Source organism: Lactobacillus amylolyticus DSM 11664, assembly GCF_000178475.1.
Classification (GTDB): Bacteria; Bacillota; Bacilli; order Lactobacillales; family Lactobacillaceae; genus Lactobacillus; species Lactobacillus amylolyticus.
Window position 1 is genome coordinate 15046 of record NZ_ADNY01000013.1, and the last position, 21550, is coordinate 36595.

Below are 21550 nucleotides of genomic sequence, written 5' to 3' on the forward strand. Positions count from 1 at the left end.
AACTAATACTTAAAGAATATTAGACACAAATGGGGTTACATTATGACTAACAACCACGAATCAAAACAACTCGAAATTTTGCAATACATCTACGATACCGTTGAGGATCGCGGTTTTCCGCCAACTGTTCGTGAAATCTGCTCAGCAGTTAATTTATCTTCAACTTCAACGGTTCACGGCCATTTATCACGGCTTGAACGCAAAGGACTTTTAATTAAAGATGCAACTAAGCCCCGTGCAATCGAAATTACGAAAAAAGGACGCGAAGAACTAGGCATTAAGCCTAAAGAAATACCGGTTGTCGGTGTTGTTACTGCAGGGCAGCCAATTTTAGCAGTTGAAGATATTGATGATTATTTCCCACTTCCACCTGATTTAAAGGCAGACGCCGGCGATCTGTTCATGCTTAAGGTTCATGGTGAGAGTATGATCAACGCGGGAATTTTAAATGGTGATAATGTAATTGTCAGAAAGCAATCTTCTGCTTCTAATGGTGAAATTGTAGTCGCCATGACAGAAGATAACGAAGCAACGGTTAAGCGCTTTTACAAAGAAAAAGGCCATTACCGTTTGCAACCGGAAAATGATACAATGGCACCGATTATCTTATCTAAGGTCAGCATTTTAGGCAAGGTTGTTGGCCTTTACCGTAGCAATATTGATTAAATAAAGCAAGAGACTAGGAAGTTAGTTCCTAGTCTTTTTTATGCCAACATTTTGGTAAGTCTTTCTTCAAATTTTGGCAGCCATTTTAGTTGATAACCTGCCCGCGTAGGGTGAATCGGATCAGCCTTATAAAGCGCATCTTGTTTTTGAAAAGCAGGATCATGATACAAATCTAACAGTTCAAAATGATATTTCTTCTGCAGAGTTAAAGCACGATCGACCATTTTTTGATAAAGCGGATTATCAAAGGGAGGATTGGTATAAAGCAGTAACGGACAATGCCATTTTTTCTGTGCATTAGCAATGATAAATTCTAGTGCGCCAGTAATAGTCTTAGTATCAAAATTCTCATTCTCGACAATTTGTCCTAAAGGCTTATCCTTTGTCGCATCATTGGTCGACAATTGCAAAACGAACGCGTCTGGTCTATTAGCCGCTAAGAAGTTAGCGTAGAAGCGATTAATATATGAATCTGGATCATAATCGCTGCTGTTAGGATCTGTATTGCCACATAAAGTCGTACCATTTTCGGCATCTTTCACTGCCTGAATCCCATCCCTTTTCCAAAGATAATCAACAAATGATTCTCCTAATGCTCCATAGCCTAACGTCACAGATGAACCCAAAAACAGAACTTGTTTATCAAAAAGAGGTCCTTTAATGGTCTTCACATTGTTAACGCTGTATTTGCGGCTGTTGCCAGGCAGAGCAGCCAACTCGATATATTTGCGCTGACTCAAGGGATGCTTTTCAATGCTCTCTCTTAATTCCCAGACAGCAGGAGTAGATAAATCATTGTTTTGCTTAATCGAAATTAAAAAGGTTTCGTTGCTCATTTAATCTCCTTTCCTTAAAAACGGCATAACTGCCAGCCAGTCTCTAGCTATTTGCTCAGTCAACTTACGATTATAAAAAACACTGCGGAAAAATTGTATACCGCTTTTTTGACCAAACATAAGCATCTTTAGCATCATTTAGCTGCAATATCGGCGTATTTTTTATTATTTTGCCATGTTCTTCAGAGATCCTATGACCAGGGCCAAGCAGGCGCTCTAAAGCTGTATTGCCTACCGCTACAATCAAAGTTGGTTCAATTTCTTTGATCTCATAGTCTGAAAAAGGAGCATGAGCCAAAACTTCTTTTTTAGTAGGTTTGCGGTTGGGATATTTCACTACTTCCTTGTTTTCTCGTTTGCTAAAAACTTTTTTAACCGCATAAGGGCGGCTTCGAACGGCACTCGTAATATAAACATCCTCGCGCTTTAATCCGATTGAGGCAATAGATTTCATCAATTCCTTGCGGGAATCCCCATGAAACGGAATTTGTGAAGCGAGTTCTTCATGGCCTGGTGCTTCACCTACAATCATCAAAGCCGGATGTTTAGAACCTGCACCCGCATTAAGTCCTTCTAGTCGCAGGTCTTTTGAACGCTACTTAACCAGCTGTTTTAAACTTTCAGGATAATTCATCTTTCAGATAAGAGACAGCCTTTCTCAAAACGCCCATTTTGCCATGCTCAACCAGATATTTTTCTGCATCTGTTAAATTGACCCACAGGTAATTTTTAATTTCTTCTGTTTGAATTTTGACCGTTTGATCTTGCAAGTATTTTGCTAAATAGAAGGTAACCTCTTTCCAATGCTTATTGAACATTTGGTATTGAATTTTTTGCACAAAATTAAAATCAAACTTTGGCTTCAAATTAACTTCTTCATGAACTTCGCGTTTTGCTGCTTGCTTCGGCGTTTCATCGCCTTCCAAATGTCCTTTAGGAAAGCCCCAATTATCATTTTTAATACTTTGAACAATTAAAAATTGCAATTCGCCCTCATGCTTGCGGTAAATTACCGCTCCAGCAGAATGTTCCTTCAGCATTGATTATCAGTACTCCTTGTTTAATATGAACTCATTATAAAACAAAAGTGATTCCAGCATGCGTCAGAACCACTTAATAATTTCATTTATTTTTTAGATAAGAAATTGCTTCAACCAATATTTCGTATAAATGACGTTCAGCAGGTAAATATTTTTTTGATTCAGATAAGCTTACCCACTTTGAATTGAGAATCTCTTCTTTTTGATCAACTACTTTTTGTGCGGAAACAAACTCACTCAGAAAGAAGCCAACTTTTTTAATCGTATTTTCTTCGGTTTCATATTCGATTTCATGTCGAAAATCAAAATCAAACTTCGGATGCAAGCCAACTTCTTCAGCAACTTCACGTTTTGCCGCATCTTCTTCTGTTTCCCCAGGTTCCAAATGGCCCTTAGGAAATCCCCAAGTATGATGCAAGACGCTTTCAACGATTAAAAACTTTGGTTCTTGCTCTTCCAGGCGGTATATAACGCTGCCAGCTGAGTGCTCATGAATCATAAATTATTCCCCCTCATTGCGATGGGCCTATTATACCAATAAATATAAAAAAATCACTATCTTGCAAAGCAAAATAGTGATTATCGCGTTGTCAACTAGTCTACCTCTACCTAGTTTGACACGATCAAAAACAAGATCTAAAAGATCTCATTTTTCTTTTTAGTAATTTTAATATATCAATTGATTGCCTTGGTGTCAAACAATTTTCGAAATAAAAAAGCAGTTCCAATTGGAACTGCTTCTTTGATTGTAATTAACGACGAGCTTCAGCAATTCTTGCTGCCTTACCTTTACGGTCACGTAAGTAGTAAAGCTTAGCACGACGTACACGACCATGACGAACAACTTCGAGTTTTGCAACACGTGGGTCGTTCACTGGGAAGGTACGTTCAACACCAACACCTGAAGCAATCTTACGAACAGTGTAAGTTGCACCGATGCCAGTACCCTTCTTCTTAATTACAACACCTTCAAATAACTGAATACGTTCGTGAGTACCTTCAACAACACGTACGTGAACACGAACAGTGTCACCTGCACGGAATTCAGGAATATCGTCACGAATTTGTTCTTTAGTTAATTCTGCAATTAATGGATCCATAATATATTTTCTCCTTCTTCGGCATTCATATCACGCCTCGCGCCCAGCGGAATACCCATAACTTATTTAGTGACATTTGTCACGATCATTAGTTTAACAGATTAGGCCAGCTTAATCAAGTTCCGCCTTAATTTGAGCAAGCATTTTCTTTTCTTCGCTTGTAAATTTTCTTCCTTCAAGCATGTCAGGCCGATGAAGATATGTCGCCTTTAAAGCTTGATAATGACGCCACTCATCAATTTTTTGATGATTTCCGCTCATTAATACATCTGGCACCTTTTGCCCCTCATAATCAGCGGGACGCGTATACTGCGGATACTCTAACAAGCCATGAGAAAAACTCTCCTCAACCGGAGAAGCAGCATTGCCCAAAATTCCGGGAATAAGACGCACGGTGGCATCAATCATGCTCATCGTCGGCAATTCGCCACCAGTTAAAACATAGTCACCAATTGAGACTGTCTCATCAGCTAAATCATACACTCTTTGATCAAAGCCTTCATAGTGCCCGCAAATAAAGGTTAATTCATCTTCTTTGGCCCATTCTTGGGCCATTTTTTCATTAAAAGTTTTCCCTTGCGGCGCCGTGATAATAATTTTACCCGTCGAAGACAAAGAATTGAGTGCCTTTTTAATTGGCATGATTTGTAAAACCATCCCTGCTCCACCGCCATATGGCGTATCGTCTACATGGTGGTGAACGTCAGTCGTAAAATCGCGAAAGTTAACTAAATTTAGGTTCCACTTTTTGTCCTCTAATCCTCTGCCCAGCATTGAAGTTTGCAAAGGAGTAAACATATCAGGAAACAGCGTTAATACATTAATCTTCATCGTGTAAACCTTCCATCAGCTCTACATAAACCTTCTTTTGGTCAACATCTACCTTTTTCACAACGTCTTTAATATAAGGAATCCAGTATTCGTTGCCACTATCTTCCTGTACCAGCCAAACATCGTTAGCCCCAGGTGATTGAATATCTACGATCTTGCCTAAGAATTCGCCGTTTTGATTATCAATCACATCGCAATTTAAAATATCGCGGTAATAATAGACTCCTTCAGGAAGTTCCTGCTGATTTTCTTCACTAACAACCAGTATTTTTCCGCGTAATCTTTCCGCCTGATCAATGTCAGTTATTTCATTAAATTTTACCAGCCAAAATTGTTTGAATGGACGACCACTTTTCACGGTCAATTCCCGCTCATGATCATCCTTTAGGGCTAATTTTGAGCCCGAACTAAAACGTTGCTCAGGAAAATCTGTAATTAGTGCTACTTTGACTTCACCATCTAAGCCATGAGTCGTTAAAATTTTTGCTACGTTATAAAATTGCATACTTTTTCTCCAAAAACCAAGTATAAAAAAAGTTTGAAGCACGCAGCTCCAAACTTTCTTTTAAGTAATTATTTAATTACTTGTTGTACTTTGCATCGTGCAACTTTTGCATAAGACCTGCACCTGAAAGAAGTGATCTTACAGTATCTGAAGGTTGAGCACCTTTTTGAAGCCAAGCAAAAATCTTGTCTTCGTCAAGCTTCAATTCCTTTGGAGTTGAAACTGGGTTGTAGTAACCTACTTCTTCGATGAAACGACCATCACGTGGCATACGTGAGTCGGCAACAACGATTCTGTAAAATGGCTTTCTCTTGGCACCCATGCGGTGCATACGAATTTTAACTGACATAAATTAATTTCCTCCTAAAACTTAACGATTAATAATATACCATTAAAAAGAAGTGGTGTAAAGGGTTTTTACTTAACAGTTAATTTTTTAAGAATGAAATCTCTTCATCTTCTTCATCCGCTTGCGTTTGTTCTTCTTAAAGCTCTTATTCATCTTTCTCATAGCCATCTTGGCCATCGGTGAATTCATGCCTGGCAAGTTGCTTAAGCCCTTCATGTTGCCTTTAGTAATCTTAGACATCATGTCCCGTGCTTGTTTAAATTGTTTGATCATTCGGTTGACTTCAACTACTGGTCGACCTGATCCGGCAGCAATTCTGCGGCGACGACTTGGATTTAAAATGTCTGGGTCTTCCCGTTCCTCTTCTGTCATTGAATAAACAATTGCTTTGGTATGGGCAATTTGCTTATCATCAATGCTTAAATTCTTTAGTTGCGGATTGTTGGCCATACCCGGAATCATCTTCATGATTTGGTCAAGAGGTCCCATTTTTTGCACCTGTTCCAGTTGATCAATGAAGTCATTAAAGTCGAAGGTGTTTTCCTTCATCTTCATGGCTACTTTTTCGGCCTCTTTTTGGTCATAATCCTGCTGTGCTTTTTCAATCAGCGTCAGCATATCGCCCATGCCCAAAATTCTTGAAGCCATCCGGTCCGGGTGGAAGTCTTCCAAATCAGTTAACTTTTCACCTTGTCCAGTGTAAATAATTGGCTTGCCTGTTACGGCACGAATTGAAAGTGCAGCACCACCACGGGTATCACCATCAAGTTTAGTCAAGATAACGCCGGTCACATCAAGACGTTCATCGAAGCCTTTAGCAACATCAGTTGCGGCCTGACCGGTCATTGCATCTACAACCAGCAAAATATTGTCAGGCTGTGCGACTTTCTTAATTCGTTCAAGCTCTTCCATTAATGGCTCATCAATTTCAAGACGACCGGCCGTATCGATGATGACATAGTCGTTCTTGTTTTTATCAGCCTCTGCCAAACCATCTTGAACAATCTTAGCGACATCTTTTTCATCAGCCTCGCTATATACTGGCACCTTCAATTGGTCACCGATTTGCTTCAACTGGTCGACTGCGGCTGGACGATAAATATCGCCAGCAATTAACAATGGACGTGCCTTTTCTGTTTTTTGCAAATGATAGGCTAACTTGCCGACGGTAGTAGTCTTACCAGTACCTTGCAGGCCAACCATCATAATAATTGTTGGGATATGCTTTGACTTATTGAGGCCAACAGCTGTTTCCCCCATCATTTTGGTTAATTCTTCATTAACGATTTTGATTACTTGTTGGCCAGGGTTAAGACTTTCTTGAACTTCTTTGCCAAGGGCTTCTTTCTTAATTTTCTTGATAAAGTCTTTGACAACTTTGAAGTTTACATCGGCTTCAAGCAAAGCAAGTCGAATTTCACGGCTGGCTTTGTTAATGTCTTCTTCTGAAATTTTGCCTTTGCCCGTCAGGTTCTTTAATGCTTTTTGAATTCTTTCGCTTAAATTTTCAAAAGCCATTGGGTTATTCTCCCCTCATTTGATTTAATAATTTAGTTAATTCTTTCTTAGCGGTCGAATTATGATCATTATCGATTGCAAATAAAGCATCAGCAATGACGTCTTCAATTTGATTGTAGTCTTTTTGCATATGAAGTTTTGCCTCATAATTTTCAAGAGCTTTGCTTGAGCGACGCAAATTATCATATACAGCTTGTCTTGAAACACCGTGATTATCTGCAATTTCACCTAGAGATAGGTCATTATAGTAATAATCTTCAAAATAACTTTGCTGCCCGGCTGTTAATAACGAGCCGTAATAGGCATATAAATCGCCTAATTTTTCATTCTTTGTGAGTTCATCCATATAATTCACCGTCTAATAGTATAGCAAAAAAGCAGCCCTTTTAGAATTAAAAGAGAACCGGTTAAATCCGGTTCTCTTTATAGATAAAAGCAATTAATGCTTATAAGTTTTCATCCATGTGGAAAGTAAGCTTAGACATGTTGATTGATTGAATCATCATTTGACCCCAAAGCTTTTCGCTGTCCTTCTTAGTGTGAGCAACAGTAGCTTGGTTAGCTTTAGTAAGGTATTCAGTCAATTCTTCACCAGACTTGCCTTCAGCACCCTTGATAATTTCTTCAACGCGACCTCTGTAGTAACGGTTAAGTTCAGTTAAGTAATCAGTGTCAAGTTGAACAAATTGTGGGTAATGACTTTCAACAAGTGCAGCCAATGACTTGTAGTACCACCATGCATCGTTCATGTTGTAATCCATAGAAGTGTTGTTGTATGAAGGATCAGTATCACTCATGTTGGCAAAGAATGGAACAAATGGAGTGAATGTTGGTCCACCAATACATAACCACATAATTGCGGCACGATCTTCTGGAACATCGCTTCTAATTTGCAAAATATGAGCGTTTTGAGTTCTGTTCAAACCAATTGGACGGTAACGGTGCTTTTCTTCATCAGTACCCTTGCCAAATGGATCATAAGGTGTGTCTTGGTAGTGTGAACCAAGTGCGAATTGAATATCTTCACGAGTAATCTTCTTTTCTGCCTTACGGATAAATGGCAGATCTGGATCTTGCGGATCTTGTTCAATTGATGGGTTGAACAATTTTTGAATGTACCATTGACGGCTGGTGTTGTAGTGACGGTCTTGTTCAGTATATGTACCGAAGATATGGCGGAAATTCCAACCTTCATGATCAACATTTAAATGATGCTCTTCAACAAATTCTTGAATGCCTTCACTCCACATGAAATTGTCTGGATCGTCGAAGTTAACTTGTTCAATTGCAACTCTGTTGCCAGTAGCAGCATAGCAGTCATCAGGAATTCTTTGAGCTACCCAGTGGTGACCAGTAACAATTTCCATGTACCAGATTTCATCTTTATCACTGAATAAAACAGAGTTGCCGGCAGGTGAGCCATATTTTGCAATTAAGCTGCCTAAATATTTAACACCATCTCTAGCTGAATGAATGTATGGCAATACTGAAGTTTGCATACAATCTTCATCCAAACCATCCTTAACAAGTGGATCAAATGCTAAAGTTCTTTCATTGCCATAAGTTGATTCAGTACATGACATACATACGTTTTCTTGGTTAATACCAGATTCATCGTAATAGCCACGGTGCTTGTAATCAACGTTGGGTACAGCTGGCACACGTTGAGCATCTTCTGGCAAATCCATTTCAAATTTATTAAGCCATGACTTAATGTGACGGCCCTTTTCTCCATGAGCTGCAGGTTCAATGATAAATTTTTGTGGCGTAATTGGTCTAAAAGTATCATCGTTACGAGCAATCATGGTAGTGCAATCAACAGAGGCTTTTTTACCAACAAGAATGGTAGTACATGCACTAGGTTCTCTCATAATCAATTCTCCTTAATATAATAGTTTATTCTTTAACTTTAACACTATACAAGGCCATGGAAAAGACCAATTGCATAATTAGCCGCATCAAAATCAGCTAAATCTTCTGGCTTTTCACCCAAGCCTACTAACTTAACCGGCAGCTTCATTTCGTTTCTGATTGCCAAAACGACACCGCCTTTTGATGAACCATCTAGTTTAGTCAAAACAAGGCCTGTAAGCTTGGTTGTTTTATCAAAATCCTTTGCTTGAAGCAATGCATTTTGTCCCGTTGAGCCATCTAAGACAAGCAAAGTTTCAGTAGGTTGTTCTGGAGCCAGTTTCTTAATCGTTCGTTGAATCTTTTCTAGCTCGCTCATCAAGTTTTTCTTGTTTTGCAAACGACCAGCAGTATCAACCAACAAATAATCTGCTTGCCCATCGATTGCCTGCTTAGTTGCATCGTAGACTACAGAGGCCGGATCAGCTTTTTCTGCACCAGTCACTACTGGCACATCAACGCGTCTGCCCCATTCTTCGAGCTGTTCAACTGCACCAGCTCTAAAAGTATCAGCAGCAGCCAAAATAACCTTCTTGCCTTGATCCTTGAATCTTTTAGCCAATTTACCGATCGTTGTAGTTTTACCAGCACCGTTTACGCCCACAAATAGATAAATATTTGGCTTATGATCTGGATTATAGTTGAGCTTTTCATCATCAGCATTGCCGTTTTGATCATAAAGTTCTACTAATTTTTGAACAATAACCTCTTTCAGCTGGTCACGCGTCTTTGCCTTTTGCAGCTTGGCCTCATCACGCAATTCATCAGTCAGTTCTTCAGCTGTCTCGTAGCCAACATCTGATTCGATGAGCAGGTCTTCCAAATCATCGAAGAAATCTTCATCAACCGTTCTAAATTTTGCAAAAAAGGCATTCAGTTTTGCGCCAAAACCTTGATTGGTCTTCGCTAACCCTTTTTCATACAATTCCTGCTGCGTCTTTTCCGGTTCATCGTTTTCTTCCTCAACTTCTGGTTCAGTCTCAGACTCAGCTTGTTTCGGTTCAGTTGCAGCTTCTTCTTGTTCTAGTTCTTTTGGATGCTCAAATTTTTCTTCAGCTTCTTCAACTGACTTTACTTCAGGGTTAGTATCAGAAGGTTCAGTTGCTTGTTCGGCTTCTTGAGTTTCATCCTTTTTTTCTGGTTTTTGCTCTTGCTTTTCTCCTTCATCCTCTTTTTTGCCAAAAAGAGATTTCTTTATCTTATCAAATAAGCCCACTATTCTTTCACCTCATCTTTGATATCTTTTAATGATACAGAAACGACTTTGGAAACGCCAAGTTCTTGCATCACTACTCCGAATAATTGATCTGCCTGCTGCATTGTACCACGACGGTGGGTGATGACAATAAACTGCGTATGCATATCATATTTTTGCAAAAATTGAGCAAAACGAGCGACATTGGCATCGTCTAAAGCAGCTTCAACTTCATCCAGGACACAGAACGGTACTGGATTTACCTGCAGCATGGAAAAGAGCAAGGTAATAGCCGTCAATGCCCGTTCACCACCAGAAAGCAGACTTAAGCGTTGCAGCTTTTTACCAGGTGGCTGAGCAATAATTTCAATACCTGTTTCAAGCAAATTATCAGGTTCAGTTAATACTAAGCGTGCATTTCCTCCACCAAAGACAATTGGGAAAATCTTGGTAAAACTCGTTGAAATCTTGTTGAAGGTATCATTGAATCGTGATTGAACTTCTTGATCCAGTTCTGTCATTGATTGTTCCAAATCTGAACGAGCTGACAATAGGTCCTCTTGCTGTTCATTCAAAAAATCATACCGCTTCTTAACGTTCTCATATTCTTCGATCGAATCCAAATTAACCGGTCCAATATCGTCAAGCGCCATTTGGTGCAATTTAACATCATGCTTAAGTTGCGCACGGTTTTGCTCAGTATTTTCACCTTTTGCCTGAGCAATTGCCGCCTCATAAGTCAGTGAGTATTCTTCATTCAACGTGTCCAATTTTTGATTCATCAAAGAATTCAGCTTAGCAATTTTGACAGAAAAATCTTTTTGTTCAGTTGCCGCATCTTTACGCAAATCATAGTTTCGACTAGCCACTTGATCAAGCTGGTCAATCTGAGCATCAAATTGATCCAATTTGGCAGCCAAGTCGTTTAATTCCGCCTGCAAGTGATCACGTTTAGCAGCAATTTCTTCTTGTTCTTTTTGAAGCTGAGTTTTCTTTTGACTAGAAAGCTTTCGATTTTCAATTAGTGAATGCAATTTTTCGCTAATCGACGTTAACTGCTCTTGCTTTTGTTTTAAATCGAGGCTCTTTTCTTTATACTGACTTTGCAAATTTTCCAATTTATTTGAATAAACCGCAATTTGTGGATCCAGTTGACTTAACTGACTTTGAACTTTTTCATTTAATGCCGTAAAGTTTTTGATTCGATCCTGAATTTCGGCCATTTTTGCTTTTTCATCTTTGGCCTCTTTTGCTAAATCAGCCTGCTTCTGTTTAGCGATTGCGATTTTATCTTTAATTTCTTTAATTCGTGCATCCCGTTCGCGCACTCTTGAAACAAAAAGCTCATTAGCATCATTTAAACGTTTAACTTCTTTTTCCTGATTTTGAAAACTTAAAGCGACTTCGTTTAACTCTTGGTTTATCTGTTGGTATTCACTCTGAATCGTCTTCAATTCATCATTAGTTTGCTCTGTTTGTTCTAGCAATTTATTTAAATCTGCCTGATCAGAGTCAAAATTTTTCTGCAACTGCTGCAATTTCTTAGTTAAAGCATTAATCTCGGCAGTTGTCTGCAATGGTGAATTATTGCGCTGGTTTTTAACCCCACCTGTCATTGAACCACCTGGAGAAATAACATCCCCATCAAGAGTGACTACTCTATAACGTCCAATTCGATTGGAAATTGCTAATGCCGATTCGATCGTATCAACAATAATTACGCTGCCTAATAAGTAATTGATTGCCGGTGAAAGATCAACTTTACTATTACTAGTAACTAAATCGCTGGCAATCCCCTTAAAGCCAGAGAATGATTTTAGAGTTGTAACAGTGGAAGCAGGAATATGATACTGTCTTAAGCCATCCAAAGGAAGAAAGGTTGCCCGGCCAGCATGATTTTTCTTTAAAGTATTAATTGCATCTTTGGCCCGGCTGCGAGATTCAGTAACCAAGTCCTGGACTCCACCACCCAGAGCGGTGGTCATTGCTGCTTCAAGTTCTGTTGGAAACGAAATTAATTCTCCAATTGCACCCACTACGCCAGGATATTGGGACAAATGATTCAGCACATTACGCACGCCATAGTAATAGCCTTCATGCCGTTTTTGAATATTGCTTAAGGCTTCTTTGCGGGCATTTACTTTCTGCAGTTCATTGCGTTCACTAGCCACAATCTGTCGTAAAGCATCTTGCCGATTCTCTAAATCGTGAGCGTTAGTCGTTAGCTGCTCCAGACGATTCTTAGTCTGTTGGCGCTTTTTAGTCAGTTTTTGCCCTTCAATTCTTAAACGCTCAAGCTCATCTTGTGCCTTTTTCAATTGACCTTCGATGTTGTTATTATTGTAACTGCTGTCGTCATTGTCACGCTGAAGCTCGGTCTTTAAATAAACAAGTTGATTGTTAACTGAAGTTTGTTCTTGCAGCAGATCAATATAGTTATTACGCTGATCTTCCAGTTGCTTATTTAACTGATTAGGATCTTCTTTTAGTCTCTTAACTAATTGATCTCTTTGCTGCTGAAGTTTTTCCCGCTCAAGATGAATCTTTTTGGATTCTTGTCCTAAATTAGTCAAATCCATTTGTAAAGCAGCAATTGACTTTTTTAGATCTGCAATCTGATTTTGATATTCATTTTTAGTAGCTTCATTGAATTGCTTTGATTGCTCTGCAACCTGCAAATTAGTATTTAAATCAGACGCTTGTTGGGTAAAGTCGAGCAGCTTTTTTTGAATTTGATCGCGCTTATCTTGCAATTGCTTATATTCATTGCGCTTTTGCGTTACTGCTGCTTGAGATTCTTTTACTTCAGTATCAAGCTTGGTTAAAAGCACCTGATTCTTGTCGGCCGCCTGCTTGATTTTTTGCTTCTGCTGATTCAAATCTTGAACTTCAAAAGCAAGCAATGTCTTTAATTTTGAATCCAAGCCTGCCTTTTGAAACTTGTATTCTTTTGCAAGTGAGCTCTGTTCATGCAAAGGTTCAATTCTCTGTTCAAGTTCTTTTACCAAATCATTGATTCTAACCAAGTTTTGATTAGTCTTATCTAGCTGTGCATTAGCGATCTCTTTTTGCTTCTTAAAATGAAGCACGCCGGCAGCTTCTTCAAAAATATCTCGCCGATCTTCAGGACGCGAATTTAAGATTTGATCTACTCGTCCCTGAGAAATAATTGCCAAACTATTTTGTGAAATACCTGAATCCAGGAACAGTTCACGCACATCTTTTAAACGAACGCTTTGATTATTAATTAAATATTCGCTATCGCCAGAACGCAAAATCCTTCTTGTTACTGAAACTTTGTCGCTCTCAAAGTTTAACTGTCTATTCTTGTTGTCAAAAACAAGTGTTACTTCTGCACTGTTTAATGGTTTGCGAAACTCGCTTCCTGCAAAGATAACATCCTTCATGTTGTCCCCACGAAGTGTCTTTGCGCGAGATTCTCCCATCGCCCATCTAATTGCTTCAGTAATATTGCTCTTACCGGAACCGTTTGGACCTACAATTCCTGTAATTCCACTACCGAAATGAATAGTTGTTTTTTCTGCAAAGGATTTAAAACCATCAATAACTAATTCTGTTAATGGCACGCCCTCTACCTCCTATTCAAGTTCATCCAAAGCTTTTTTGGCAGCCTGCTGTTCAGCTGCCTTCTTATTATGTCCTTCACCTTGAGATTGAACATGATCATTGATTTTTAATTCAACAACAAAATGCGATGGCAATTGACTTTCACTCAAAGTAACGTATTCGATATTTACTGGACCATCTTTTTGCAATAATTCCTGCAAATCAGTCTTGTAGTCACGTGATGCATCGAATTCACCTTTATCGATTAAAGGATAAACCGTCAAATGAAGGAAATGCGTAACAGCCTTCATCCCTTGGTCAAGATAAAGTGCACCGTTGAAAGCCTCAAAGACATCTTCAAGCAAGGTTTTACGATGACGGGCTCCTGCCTTTTCTTCACCTTTGCCCAAGTTGATTTCATCTTGAAAACCACATTCGATCGCAAATTCTGAGAATCCTTCCGTTCGCACGATATTGGATCTCATTCTGGTTAATTCACCTTCATTTAAATTTGGATAATGACGGTAAAGATAATCTGAAACGGCTAATTCAAGAACCGCATCCCCTAAAAACTCTAGCTTTTCATAATCCCGAACGCCTTCTGGATGTTCATTAGCGTAAGAAGAATGGGTGAATGCTTCTTCTAATAACTTTTCATTGTGAAATTTAATACCATATTTTTCATTTAATTGTTTAAGAAATTTTGTGCTAACCATGATGTTTCTGCCCTTTCATACTAATTGATTATACCAGTTTTAAGAAGAGACAAAAATAGCCTGGATCAAAGTCCAGGCTATAAAAAAAGTATTTTGCAAAGTATTGCAAAATACTTTTTTAAAAACTTGCTTATTTAACGAAGGCAACATCGTTCCAGCCAAGAGTAGTACCATTCTTTTCTGAGTAACCAGTAAGTTTACTATTAACAGCAGTAATTGAGTAGGAGTTAGTAGTTGGTACAACGTAAGCTTCATTGAACATGTACTTTTGCCATTCGTACAATACCTTACGACGGTAGTTATCATTCATAGCTTTAGAGCTATCAATTTCGTTAATAAGTTGAGTATTACGCTTAGTTACGAAACGACTGTAGTTAAATGGAGCAGTCTCACCGTAGAGGTCAGCTTGAGATGGTTCAGCAGCTAATGACCAGCTACCTAAGAACATATCAACATCTGGGCTATCGTTTTCAATCTTGTCGTAGAATGAGTTAAATTCAATCAAACGACCAGTAGTAAGCTTTACATTCAAACCAATCTTCTTCCATTGTTGAATGTAGTTTTGAATGATAGCTTCTTGTTCTGAAGAACCACTCATAGCTGCTAAGTGAATAGTCAATGGCTTGCCGTTAGGTTGTACACGGTAAGTGCCCTTCTTCTTGTAACCAGCCTTGTTAAGAAGTTGGTTAGCTTTCTTCAAGTTGTAGTTGTAACCTTTTATACTGCTGTCGTAGTATTTACCAAATGATTTAGGAATCAAAGTATCAACTCTGAAGGTCAAGCCATCGGTGTACTTCTTTTCAACTTGGTCAATGTTCATTGCATAAGCAATAGCTTGACGCAAAGCCTTGTTATTCATCTTGGAGTTCTTGTTCATGACATTCTTGCCAGTCTTCTTGTCGTATTTACCAACCTTGAAGGCAAGGTAGTTGTATGACAAAGGAATAGTAGCAACAAAGTGGTAACCCTTGGTATTCTTAACTTGTGACCATTGAGTATTTGGAACATCGATGATATCAAACTTGTGTGATTTAATAGCTTGAGCAGCAGAGTCAGTTGAAATAACTGATTCGACAATCTTGCTGATGTGTGGCTTACCCTTCCAGTAGTACTTGTTTGGAACCCAAGTTACAGATTGACCACTAACAATCTTAGAAATCTTGTATGGGCCAAAGAACAAAGGACTCTTACGTACTTGATCTGAAGATTCAAGCTTGCTCATTGGAACATTCTTTAAGTAGTGATATGGAGCAGCTGACTTCCAGAAGTAACCGGAACCAATCATGTTCATACCTGGGTGCATTTGGTTAAAGTGAAGAATTACAGTATTACCATTTGCACCATTAGGCATTTCAATACCAGAAATAGTCTTAGCCTTGCCAGCACGGAAAGCTGCAATACCTTTAATGTCAGCAATTGAAGAAGTGTAACGAGCTGAACCACTCTTTGGTGAAGCCATGATTTCGTATGGATATTCAATATCCTTAGCTACAACATTCTTACCATCGGACCATTTAACACCCTTTTTAATTTTAATGGTGATAGTCTTAGCTTTATAGTTAAGCTTGAAAGTACATGCACCTTTATTATCGATGTTATAGTTCTTGTCTGAGTGGAACAAAGATTCATCACCGTACTGAGCAACTGTTGAGTCAATTGCATCATTTGATAAAGTGTCTTCAAAGATACCCTTAAATGGAGTATCAGTTTCAATAGCTACTTTTAATGTACCACCGTTCTTCTTTGGTTTAGTTGGTACAGCTTCTGGGAACTTTTCTTTAGCAGCATTTTGGTTACTTGCATTATTGCTCTTGTTGCCACAAGCAGATAATGCTAAAGCAGCACTGGCTACCAAACCGATTGAGCCTAAAAGTTTCATAATTTTCATTTGATATAACCTCCATATTTGGATCAAGTTGATAATTAAATAGTAGCATGGAATGAACGAAATGTTAAGCTAAAATTAAAATATTTTTTTATTTTTAATTAATTCTTAGGTTAGTTTTCTCTTTGACGAGCATCAGCAGCTTTACGTAAAGCAAGACCAACATAGTTAATACTCAATGAGATTACTAGCAAGAAGATAGCGGCTGGCAGCCAAAGCCATGGACGCGTAGTTACGTTAACTGGGTCGTTAGCATAACCAATCAGAGTACCAAGTGATGGTGTTGTTGTCGGCAAACCGTAACCGATGAAGGAAAGTCCGGTTTCAATACCAATGTTACCAGCAACCCCTAAAACAGCATCAATGATCACCATAGAACTAATATTGGGCAAGATTTCACGATACATAATTTTCCAATCGCTTGATCCCGATGTCTTGGAAGCCAAAACGTAATCTCTCTCTCTTTGAGCCAAGACAAAGCTTCTGTAATATCTAGCTTCTCCGGTCCAACCAAAGATTGAAATCATGGCTACTAAAGTAAAGGCGTTGTAGTTAGGAATAACACTAGCCAAAACAATTAAAATTGGGAATTGTGGCATGATCTGAATGAAATCAACAATTCTCATGACAATATTATCAATCACACCTCCATAATAACCTGACAGTAAACCGATAAACAAACCAACAATCAAAGAAATGATGGTAACTGATACACCAATCATGATTGAGTTACGACCACCCATGATAAGCAGTTTGAAAATATTACGTCCACCTTGGTCAGCACCGAAGATGTGACCATCAACGCCCCAGCTATCGTAAGAAGACATAATGTCAGTTGCAGTAATTTGACTCTTGTTTAAGAATAATGAACCAACAAAAGTGAACAACAAACAAGCAACAACAATAAAGAATGCGATTCTGGCAGAAGGAGTCCGCCAAATTTCCTGCCAAATGATCTTAAAACCAGATGGAGGAGTCTCTTTTTGAGCCTTTTTTTGCTTTTTATCTTTTAAAGATTTATTTTTAGCCATTTTTCTCCTCCTCTACTGAATTCTAATTCTAGGGTCAACAATACTCATGATGATATCGGACAACAAGTTACCAATCAAAGTTAAAATACCATAAATCAAAATTAAGGCAGTTAACGTCGTATAGTCACGTTGTTGGACTGAGTTCATAAACAGTTGTCCCATACCAGGATAACTGAAGATCGTTTCAATAATAACAGATCCACTCAGAAGTCCAGTAATGGTGTTACCAAAGAAGGCAGCGATCGGCAATAATGAGTTTCTTAAAATGTGCTTGTTGAAGACGACTTTTTCAGGAACACCTTTAGAACGGGCAGTTTTAACATAATCTTCAACTTTGTTGTCACTAATTCCGATCTTCAAATACTGAACAATACCAGTCGTTGAAATAATGGCAACCAAAACCGCTGGTAAAATCATGTGATAAATTCGACTTCCTAAAACACCCCAGAAACCCGAGGCACTCCCGGAAACTGAGCCTGAAATTGGGAACCAGCCAAGAACATAACCAAACAGCCATAAACCTAAAATATAAATTACGAAGCCTGGGATGGCAAAAGTAATGTAATTAAAGGCTGAAATAACTATATCTTTCCATTTACCTTCGTAACGACCAGCGGCAATACCCATTGGTACGGCAATAAGGTAAGTCAGGATAACTGTTAATAATGAAAGCCAGAAAGTATTAACGGCACGGTCAGCAATTAAAGAAGCTACAGGAACTTTCTGAATGTAACTCGTCCCAAGGTTACCGTGGAACAAATTGTTAACCCATCTGCCGTATTGAACCCATAATGGATCATACAAACCGGCTTCACGCTTTAAACGAATAATTTCCTTTGGGTCAGTGTTTGGATTAACCAAACCAGTGAAAGGATCCCCAGGCATCATCTTAGCCAATGCGAAAACGATAATACTCAAAACGATCAGTTGGGGGATCATGATTAATAAACGTCTTAAAACTGTCTTCCACATTTTTTAATTACTCTCCTTCAAATTAGCAACTTCTGAGGCAGGTTCAGCAACGTAGTGCGTTGGGGAAACCTTTTGTAATGGGAATACCCGTCCATCTTTGTCATACCATTTCTTCTGGTCGTTTTGATATTCAGCTTCAACGGCCAAACGGTGTTTCTTGTGTTCTTCACGGTGTTCAACATCTACTCTAGGAATAGCTGCTAATAACCGCTTGGTGTAAATGTGAACTGGATTATTATAAATGTCTTGTTTAGTACCGACTTCAACCAAACGACCACGGTTCATGATCGCAATGTTTTCGGACATATGGCGAATAACACCTAAGTCGTGAGAAATAAACAAATAAGCAATGTCATATTGTTGTTGAATGTGCTTCATGAAGTTCAAAACCTGAGCTTGAACTGACAAGTCAAGCGCAGAGGTTGGCTCGTCGGCAACAATCAACTTCGGATTCGTAGCAACGGCACGGGCAACGCCGATTCTTTGCCGCTGACCACCTGAGAATTCGTGTGGGAACTTATAAATTGCATCACCAGGCATTCCTACGATATCAAGCAGTTCCTGAACACGGTCACGTTCTTGATCAGTTGTTAAGTTTTCAAAGTTTCTGATCGGCTCAGCGATGATGTCTTCAATTCTCTTTCTTGGGTTCAAACTTGACATTGAATCCTGGAAGATCATTTGGACATCCTTGTTATAGTTAAGCCGGCGACGGTTGGAAGCTTTGGTAATGTCTTTACCTTTGTAAATAATTGAACCAGCCGTAACTTTTTCAACCCCAACAATTGCTTTACCAGTCGTCGATTTGCCTGAACCTGATTCACCAATCAAGCCGTAAGTTTCACCTTCATTAATGGTTAAGTTAATGCCATCAACGGCTCTTACATAATCGGTAATCCGATTCCAGAACCCCGACCGAACTGGGTAGTGAACTTTTAAATCCCTAATTTGAATAATTTCTTTTGACATAGATTACTCCCCACTTACTGTCTTTTCTTGATCTTTAGCATCTTCATCTTCGAAGTGGAATGTCTTCCAGCAGGTACATCTTACCCAGTGCCCTGGTTCTACTTCATGAACTTGTGGATTCTTTTCATGAGCACTTGCAGGAATCCAAGGAATTCTTGAAGCAAACCGGTCACCAGTTCTTGGCATGTTCTTTAATGAAGGAACAGTACCATGAATAACATGTAAATCAGCACGATCATCATCTGATTGCGGAATTGAGTTCAAGAGTGAACGCGTATATGGATGAAGTGGATGTTCAAAAATTGTTTTAACATCGGATTTTTCAACGATTTGACCAGCGTACATAACTGCAACTTCATCAGCAGTTTCTGCAACAACACCCAAGTCGTGCGTAATCAAAATAATTCCAGATTCAGATTGCTTTTGAATATCTTCAAGCAAGTCCAAAATTTGAGCCTGAATAGTAACATCCAAAGCAGTAGTTGGTTCATCTGCAATAATGATTTCTGGCTTACATGCAATTGCCATCGCAATAACTACACGCTGACGCAAACCACCTGATAATTCATGTGGGTACATTGTGTACATTTCTTCAGGTTTTGGCATTCCTACTTGATTAAACAATTCAATAACCCGTGCATGACGAGCTTTTTGATCCATATCAGTATGGTAGTAAAGTGTTTCAGCAACTTGGTCACCAACACGCATTAACGGATTCAAACTGGCTAATGGGTCCTGGAAGATAATACCGATCTTGTCACCACGAATTTTATTAAAAAGCTGCTCGTTCAAGCCAACCAAGTTTAATTCATTATAAAGAATGTCCCCGGTTACTCGTGTATTCTTATGGTCATACAAGCCAATAATACTTGAAGCAATTGTGCTTTTACCGCAGCCTGATTCACCAACAATGGCCAAAATTTCATTACGTTTTAAAGTTAAGTTGATATCGTCAGCCGCATCATAAAACTTACCTTGCAGACGGTATGCCGTGTGCAGGTGCTGAATATCTAATAAGAGATCGCTCTGCTTCTCCAAAGGTCATTCCTCCATCTCAATCGGTACTTTTATTAAAAGGTACTTAAATTCTTTGATTTATTCTTTAATTATAAACGCAAAGCCATTCTGATGCAAATCCAGAACGGCCTTTTTTTCAAAAAATATTTTCAAAATATTAAGCTTGATGCGCTTTTATGTAGGCTACAGCGTCACCCACAGTTTTAATTTTTTCTGCATCTTCATCAGGAATTTCAGAGCCAAATTCATCTTCAAGCTGCAAGATAAATTCAACCAAATCAATTGAGTCGGCGTCTAAATCTTCAGTAAAACTAGTATTTTTCGTGATCTTAGCCGGATCAATTTCAAAATTGTCGGTAATTAAGTCTTTAATCTTATTAAAAATTTCTTCTTCTGTCACTTTTAACACGCTTTCTAATTTTTTGCTTATTTTTTACAATTATTTTTGACTAAACTTTTCTTTAATTTCGCCAATTAAATTTTCATCTAATATCTTACCAATTTGCTTCAAAGTATAATAGATGGGACGCTCATTTGACCGACCATGCGTTTTGACTACTGGAGCGTTTACGCCCATCAAAACTGCTCCACCGTAGCGCGCCGTATCATATTTATTCTTTAAATCATAAACGGCATTTTTAATCATTAAAGCACCGAGCTTAGTGACTAAGCCATTATTTAGCAAACTATCCTTTAATGAATGAAGCAGAACGCTTGCCATGCCTTCAATACTCTTTAAAGCAATATTGCCGGAAAAGCCATCCATCGCGGCAACGTCCGTCTTGCCGGTCATTAATTCGTTGCCTTCAATATTGCCAATGAAGTTCAAATCACTATCCTGCAGCAACTTATAGGCCTCTTGGTGGACGCTATCGCCCTTATCGCTTTCAGCACCATTATTGAGCAAAGCAACGCGAGGATGTACAATGCCGCGAATTTTTTCAGCATAAAAAGCTGCCATTTCAGCCCATTGCAAAATATATTCAGGCTTAGTTTGGGCATTGGCACCAACATCGATTAAGTTATAGCCCTTATCAGAATTTTGTACTGGCAAGGTTGGCATAAGACCTGGACGAGCAATACCTTTAATTCGGCCAATGATAAAGATGCCGCAAGCTAAAAGCGCACCAGTGTTGCCCATTGAGAACAATGCATCAGCTTTTCCTTCTTTAACATATCTAGCAGCAACAACCATTGAAGAGTCTTTTTTGGTACGGATGGCCTTAACTGGTTCATCTTCATCGTTAATCATTTGACTAGTCGGCACAACTTCTAATTGATCATTAATTTGATCAGCTGGCAGAGTCTGCCGAATCTTTTCCTTATCACCAAATAAAATAAATTTAGTATCAGGCATTTCAGGTATAACTTTAATAATGGCATCAATAATCGCCTTAGGCGCATTCTCGCCGCCCATAGCATCGATTGCGATTCTCTTCATT

General features: G+C 38.8%; 21 protein-coding genes and 1 pseudogene. 1 reads left to right on the forward strand and 21 read right to left on the reverse strand.

The window, feature by feature from the left end:
* The first annotated feature begins 42 nt into the window (after positions 1 to 42).
* A complete protein-coding gene (gene lexA, locus HMPREF0493_RS01515) occupies positions 43 to 666 on the forward strand; it encodes a transcriptional repressor LexA (RefSeq protein ID WP_006351487.1) in 624 nt (207 codons plus the stop codon).
* A 38-nt stretch (positions 667 to 704) separates the two neighbouring features.
* Here the strand turns inward: lexA and HMPREF0493_RS01520 are convergent, their stop codons facing one another.
* From HMPREF0493_RS01520 to plsX, 21 genes and pseudogenes are all read right to left on the reverse strand, one after another.
* Entirely contained in the window at positions 705 to 1502 is a 798-nt protein-coding gene (locus HMPREF0493_RS01520) for an SGNH/GDSL hydrolase family protein (protein ID WP_006351488.1), read from the reverse strand.
* A pseudogene (locus HMPREF0493_RS01525) lies at positions 1503 to 2085 on the reverse strand (uracil-DNA glycosylase).
* Positions 2086 to 2122: 37 nt separating this feature from the next.
* On the reverse strand, positions 2123 to 2542 hold the full coding sequence (locus HMPREF0493_RS01530) for a bis(5'-nucleosyl)-tetraphosphatase (protein WP_006351490.1): 420 nt from the start codon (positions 2540 to 2542) through the stop codon (positions 2123 to 2125).
* An 82-nt stretch (positions 2543 to 2624) separates the two neighbouring features.
* Entirely contained in the window at positions 2625 to 3041 is a 417-nt protein-coding gene (locus HMPREF0493_RS01535) for a bis(5'-nucleosyl)-tetraphosphatase (RefSeq protein WP_006351491.1), read from the reverse strand.
* A gap of 253 nt (positions 3042 to 3294) precedes the next feature.
* The gene (gene rplS, locus HMPREF0493_RS01540; protein WP_006351492.1) at positions 3295 to 3642 is read right to left on the reverse strand and encodes a 50S ribosomal protein L19; all 348 of its coding nucleotides are present in this window, start codon (positions 3640 to 3642) and stop codon (positions 3295 to 3297) included.
* Positions 3643 to 3753: 111 nt separating this feature from the next.
* Entirely contained in the window at positions 3754 to 4473 is a 720-nt protein-coding gene (gene trmD, locus HMPREF0493_RS01545) for a tRNA (guanosine(37)-N1)-methyltransferase TrmD (RefSeq protein WP_006351493.1), read from the reverse strand.
* Complete coding sequence (rimM, locus tag HMPREF0493_RS01550; RefSeq protein ID WP_040456869.1) at positions 4463 to 4978, reverse strand: ribosome maturation factor RimM; 516 nt, start codon at positions 4976 to 4978, stop codon at positions 4463 to 4465. The genes trmD and rimM overlap by 11 nt, the downstream gene beginning before the upstream one ends.
* A 76-nt stretch (positions 4979 to 5054) precedes the next feature.
* A complete protein-coding gene (gene rpsP, locus HMPREF0493_RS01555; RefSeq protein ID WP_006351495.1) occupies positions 5055 to 5327 on the reverse strand; it encodes a 30S ribosomal protein S16 in 273 nt (90 codons plus the stop codon).
* Positions 5328 to 5414: 87 nt separating this feature from the next.
* Complete coding sequence (ffh, locus tag HMPREF0493_RS01560) at positions 5415 to 6845, reverse strand: signal recognition particle protein (protein WP_006351496.1); 1431 nt, start codon at positions 6843 to 6845, stop codon at positions 5415 to 5417.
* Between the two features lie 4 nt (positions 6846 to 6849).
* Positions 6850 to 7191, reverse strand: coding sequence for a YlxM family DNA-binding protein (ylxM, locus tag HMPREF0493_RS01565; RefSeq protein ID WP_006351497.1), 342 nt, complete (start codon positions 7189 to 7191; stop codon positions 6850 to 6852).
* 100 nt (positions 7192 to 7291) lie between these two features.
* Positions 7292 to 8716: a C69 family dipeptidase gene (locus HMPREF0493_RS01570; RefSeq protein WP_006351498.1), complete on the reverse strand. Its 1425-nt coding sequence runs from the start codon at positions 8714 to 8716 to the stop codon at positions 7292 to 7294.
* A 44-nt stretch (positions 8717 to 8760) separates the two neighbouring features.
* Entirely contained in the window at positions 8761 to 9972 is a 1212-nt protein-coding gene (ftsY, locus tag HMPREF0493_RS01575) for a signal recognition particle-docking protein FtsY (protein ID WP_006351499.1), read from the reverse strand.
* Positions 9972 to 13538, reverse strand: coding sequence for a chromosome segregation protein SMC (smc, locus tag HMPREF0493_RS01580; RefSeq protein ID WP_006351500.1), 3567 nt, complete (start codon positions 13536 to 13538; stop codon positions 9972 to 9974). The genes ftsY and smc overlap by 1 nt, the downstream gene beginning before the upstream one ends.
* A gap of 12 nt (positions 13539 to 13550) precedes the next feature.
* Positions 13551 to 14234, reverse strand: coding sequence for a ribonuclease III (gene rnc / locus HMPREF0493_RS01585; protein WP_006351501.1), 684 nt, complete (start codon positions 14232 to 14234; stop codon positions 13551 to 13553).
* 130 nt (positions 14235 to 14364) lie between these two features.
* A complete protein-coding gene (locus HMPREF0493_RS01590; protein WP_006351502.1) occupies positions 14365 to 16122 on the reverse strand; it encodes an oligopeptide ABC transporter substrate-binding protein in 1758 nt (585 codons plus the stop codon).
* A 110-nt stretch (positions 16123 to 16232) separates the two neighbouring features.
* Entirely contained in the window at positions 16233 to 17150 is a 918-nt protein-coding gene (locus HMPREF0493_RS01595) for an ABC transporter permease (protein WP_006351503.1), read from the reverse strand.
* A gap of 12 nt (positions 17151 to 17162) precedes the next feature.
* Positions 17163 to 18122 carry an oligopeptide ABC transporter permease gene (opp4B, locus tag HMPREF0493_RS01600; RefSeq protein ID WP_006351504.1) on the reverse strand — a complete coding sequence of 320 codons (960 nt, stop codon included), beginning with the start codon at positions 18120 to 18122 and terminating at the stop codon, positions 17163 to 17165.
* Between the two features lie 3 nt (positions 18123 to 18125).
* Positions 18126 to 19091, reverse strand: coding sequence for an ATP-binding cassette domain-containing protein (locus HMPREF0493_RS01605; protein WP_006351505.1), 966 nt, complete (start codon positions 19089 to 19091; stop codon positions 18126 to 18128).
* Between the two features lie 3 nt (positions 19092 to 19094).
* A complete protein-coding gene (locus tag HMPREF0493_RS01610) occupies positions 19095 to 20129 on the reverse strand; it encodes an ABC transporter ATP-binding protein (protein WP_006351506.1) in 1035 nt (344 codons plus the stop codon).
* Positions 20130 to 20265: 136 nt separating this feature from the next.
* Positions 20266 to 20508: an acyl carrier protein gene (gene acpP / locus HMPREF0493_RS01615; protein WP_040456874.1), complete on the reverse strand. Its 243-nt coding sequence runs from the start codon at positions 20506 to 20508 to the stop codon at positions 20266 to 20268.
* A 39-nt stretch (positions 20509 to 20547) separates the two neighbouring features.
* Positions 20548 to 21549 (reverse strand): phosphate acyltransferase PlsX, encoded by a 1002-nt coding sequence (gene plsX / locus HMPREF0493_RS01620; RefSeq protein ID WP_006351508.1) that lies wholly within the window; start codon positions 21547 to 21549, stop codon positions 20548 to 20550.
* Position 21550 lies beyond the last annotated feature (1 nt).

Bases quoted from the DNA above. Each gene is read 5' to 3' on its own strand.
- lexA (WP_006351487.1), top strand. From the start codon at position 43: ATGACTAACAACCACGAATCAAAACAACTCGAAATTTTGCAATACATC.
- HMPREF0493_RS01520 (WP_006351488.1), bottom strand. From the start codon at position 1,502: ATGAGCAACGAAACCTTTTTAATTTCGATTAAGCAAAACAATGATTTA.
- HMPREF0493_RS01530 (WP_006351490.1), bottom strand. From the start codon at position 2,542: ATGCTGAAGGAACATTCTGCTGGAGCGGTAATTTACCGCAAGCATGAG.
- HMPREF0493_RS01535 (WP_006351491.1), bottom strand. From the start codon at position 3,041: ATGATTCATGAGCACTCAGCTGGCAGCGTTATATACCGCCTGGAAGAG.
- rplS (WP_006351492.1), bottom strand. From the start codon at position 3,642: ATGGATCCATTAATTGCAGAATTAACTAAAGAACAAATTCGTGACGAT.
- trmD (WP_006351493.1), bottom strand. From the start codon at position 4,473: ATGAAGATTAATGTATTAACGCTGTTTCCTGATATGTTTACTCCTTTG.
- rimM (WP_040456869.1), bottom strand. From the start codon at position 4,978: ATGCAATTTTATAACGTAGCAAAAATTTTAACGACTCATGGCTTAGAT.
- rpsP (WP_006351495.1), bottom strand. From the start codon at position 5,327: ATGTCAGTTAAAATTCGTATGCACCGCATGGGTGCCAAGAGAAAGCCA.
- ffh (WP_006351496.1), bottom strand. From the start codon at position 6,845: ATGGCTTTTGAAAATTTAAGCGAAAGAATTCAAAAAGCATTAAAGAAC.
- ylxM (WP_006351497.1), bottom strand. From the start codon at position 7,191: ATGGATGAACTCACAAAGAATGAAAAATTAGGCGATTTATATGCCTAT.
- HMPREF0493_RS01570 (WP_006351498.1), bottom strand. From the start codon at position 8,716: ATGAGAGAACCTAGTGCATGTACTACCATTCTTGTTGGTAAAAAAGCC.
- rnc (WP_006351501.1), bottom strand. From the start codon at position 14,234: ATGGTTAGCACAAAATTTCTTAAACAATTAAATGAAAAATATGGTATT.
- HMPREF0493_RS01590 (WP_006351502.1), bottom strand. From the start codon at position 16,122: ATGAAAATTATGAAACTTTTAGGCTCAATCGGTTTGGTAGCCAGTGCT.
- HMPREF0493_RS01595 (WP_006351503.1), bottom strand. From the start codon at position 17,150: ATGGCTAAAAATAAATCTTTAAAAGATAAAAAGCAAAAAAAGGCTCAA.
- opp4B (WP_006351504.1), bottom strand. From the start codon at position 18,122: ATGTGGAAGACAGTTTTAAGACGTTTATTAATCATGATCCCCCAACTG.
- HMPREF0493_RS01605 (WP_006351505.1), bottom strand. From the start codon at position 19,091: ATGTCAAAAGAAATTATTCAAATTAGGGATTTAAAAGTTCACTACCCA.
- plsX (WP_006351508.1), bottom strand. From the start codon at position 21,549: ATGAAGAGAATCGCAATCGATGCTATGGGCGGCGAGAATGCGCCTAAG.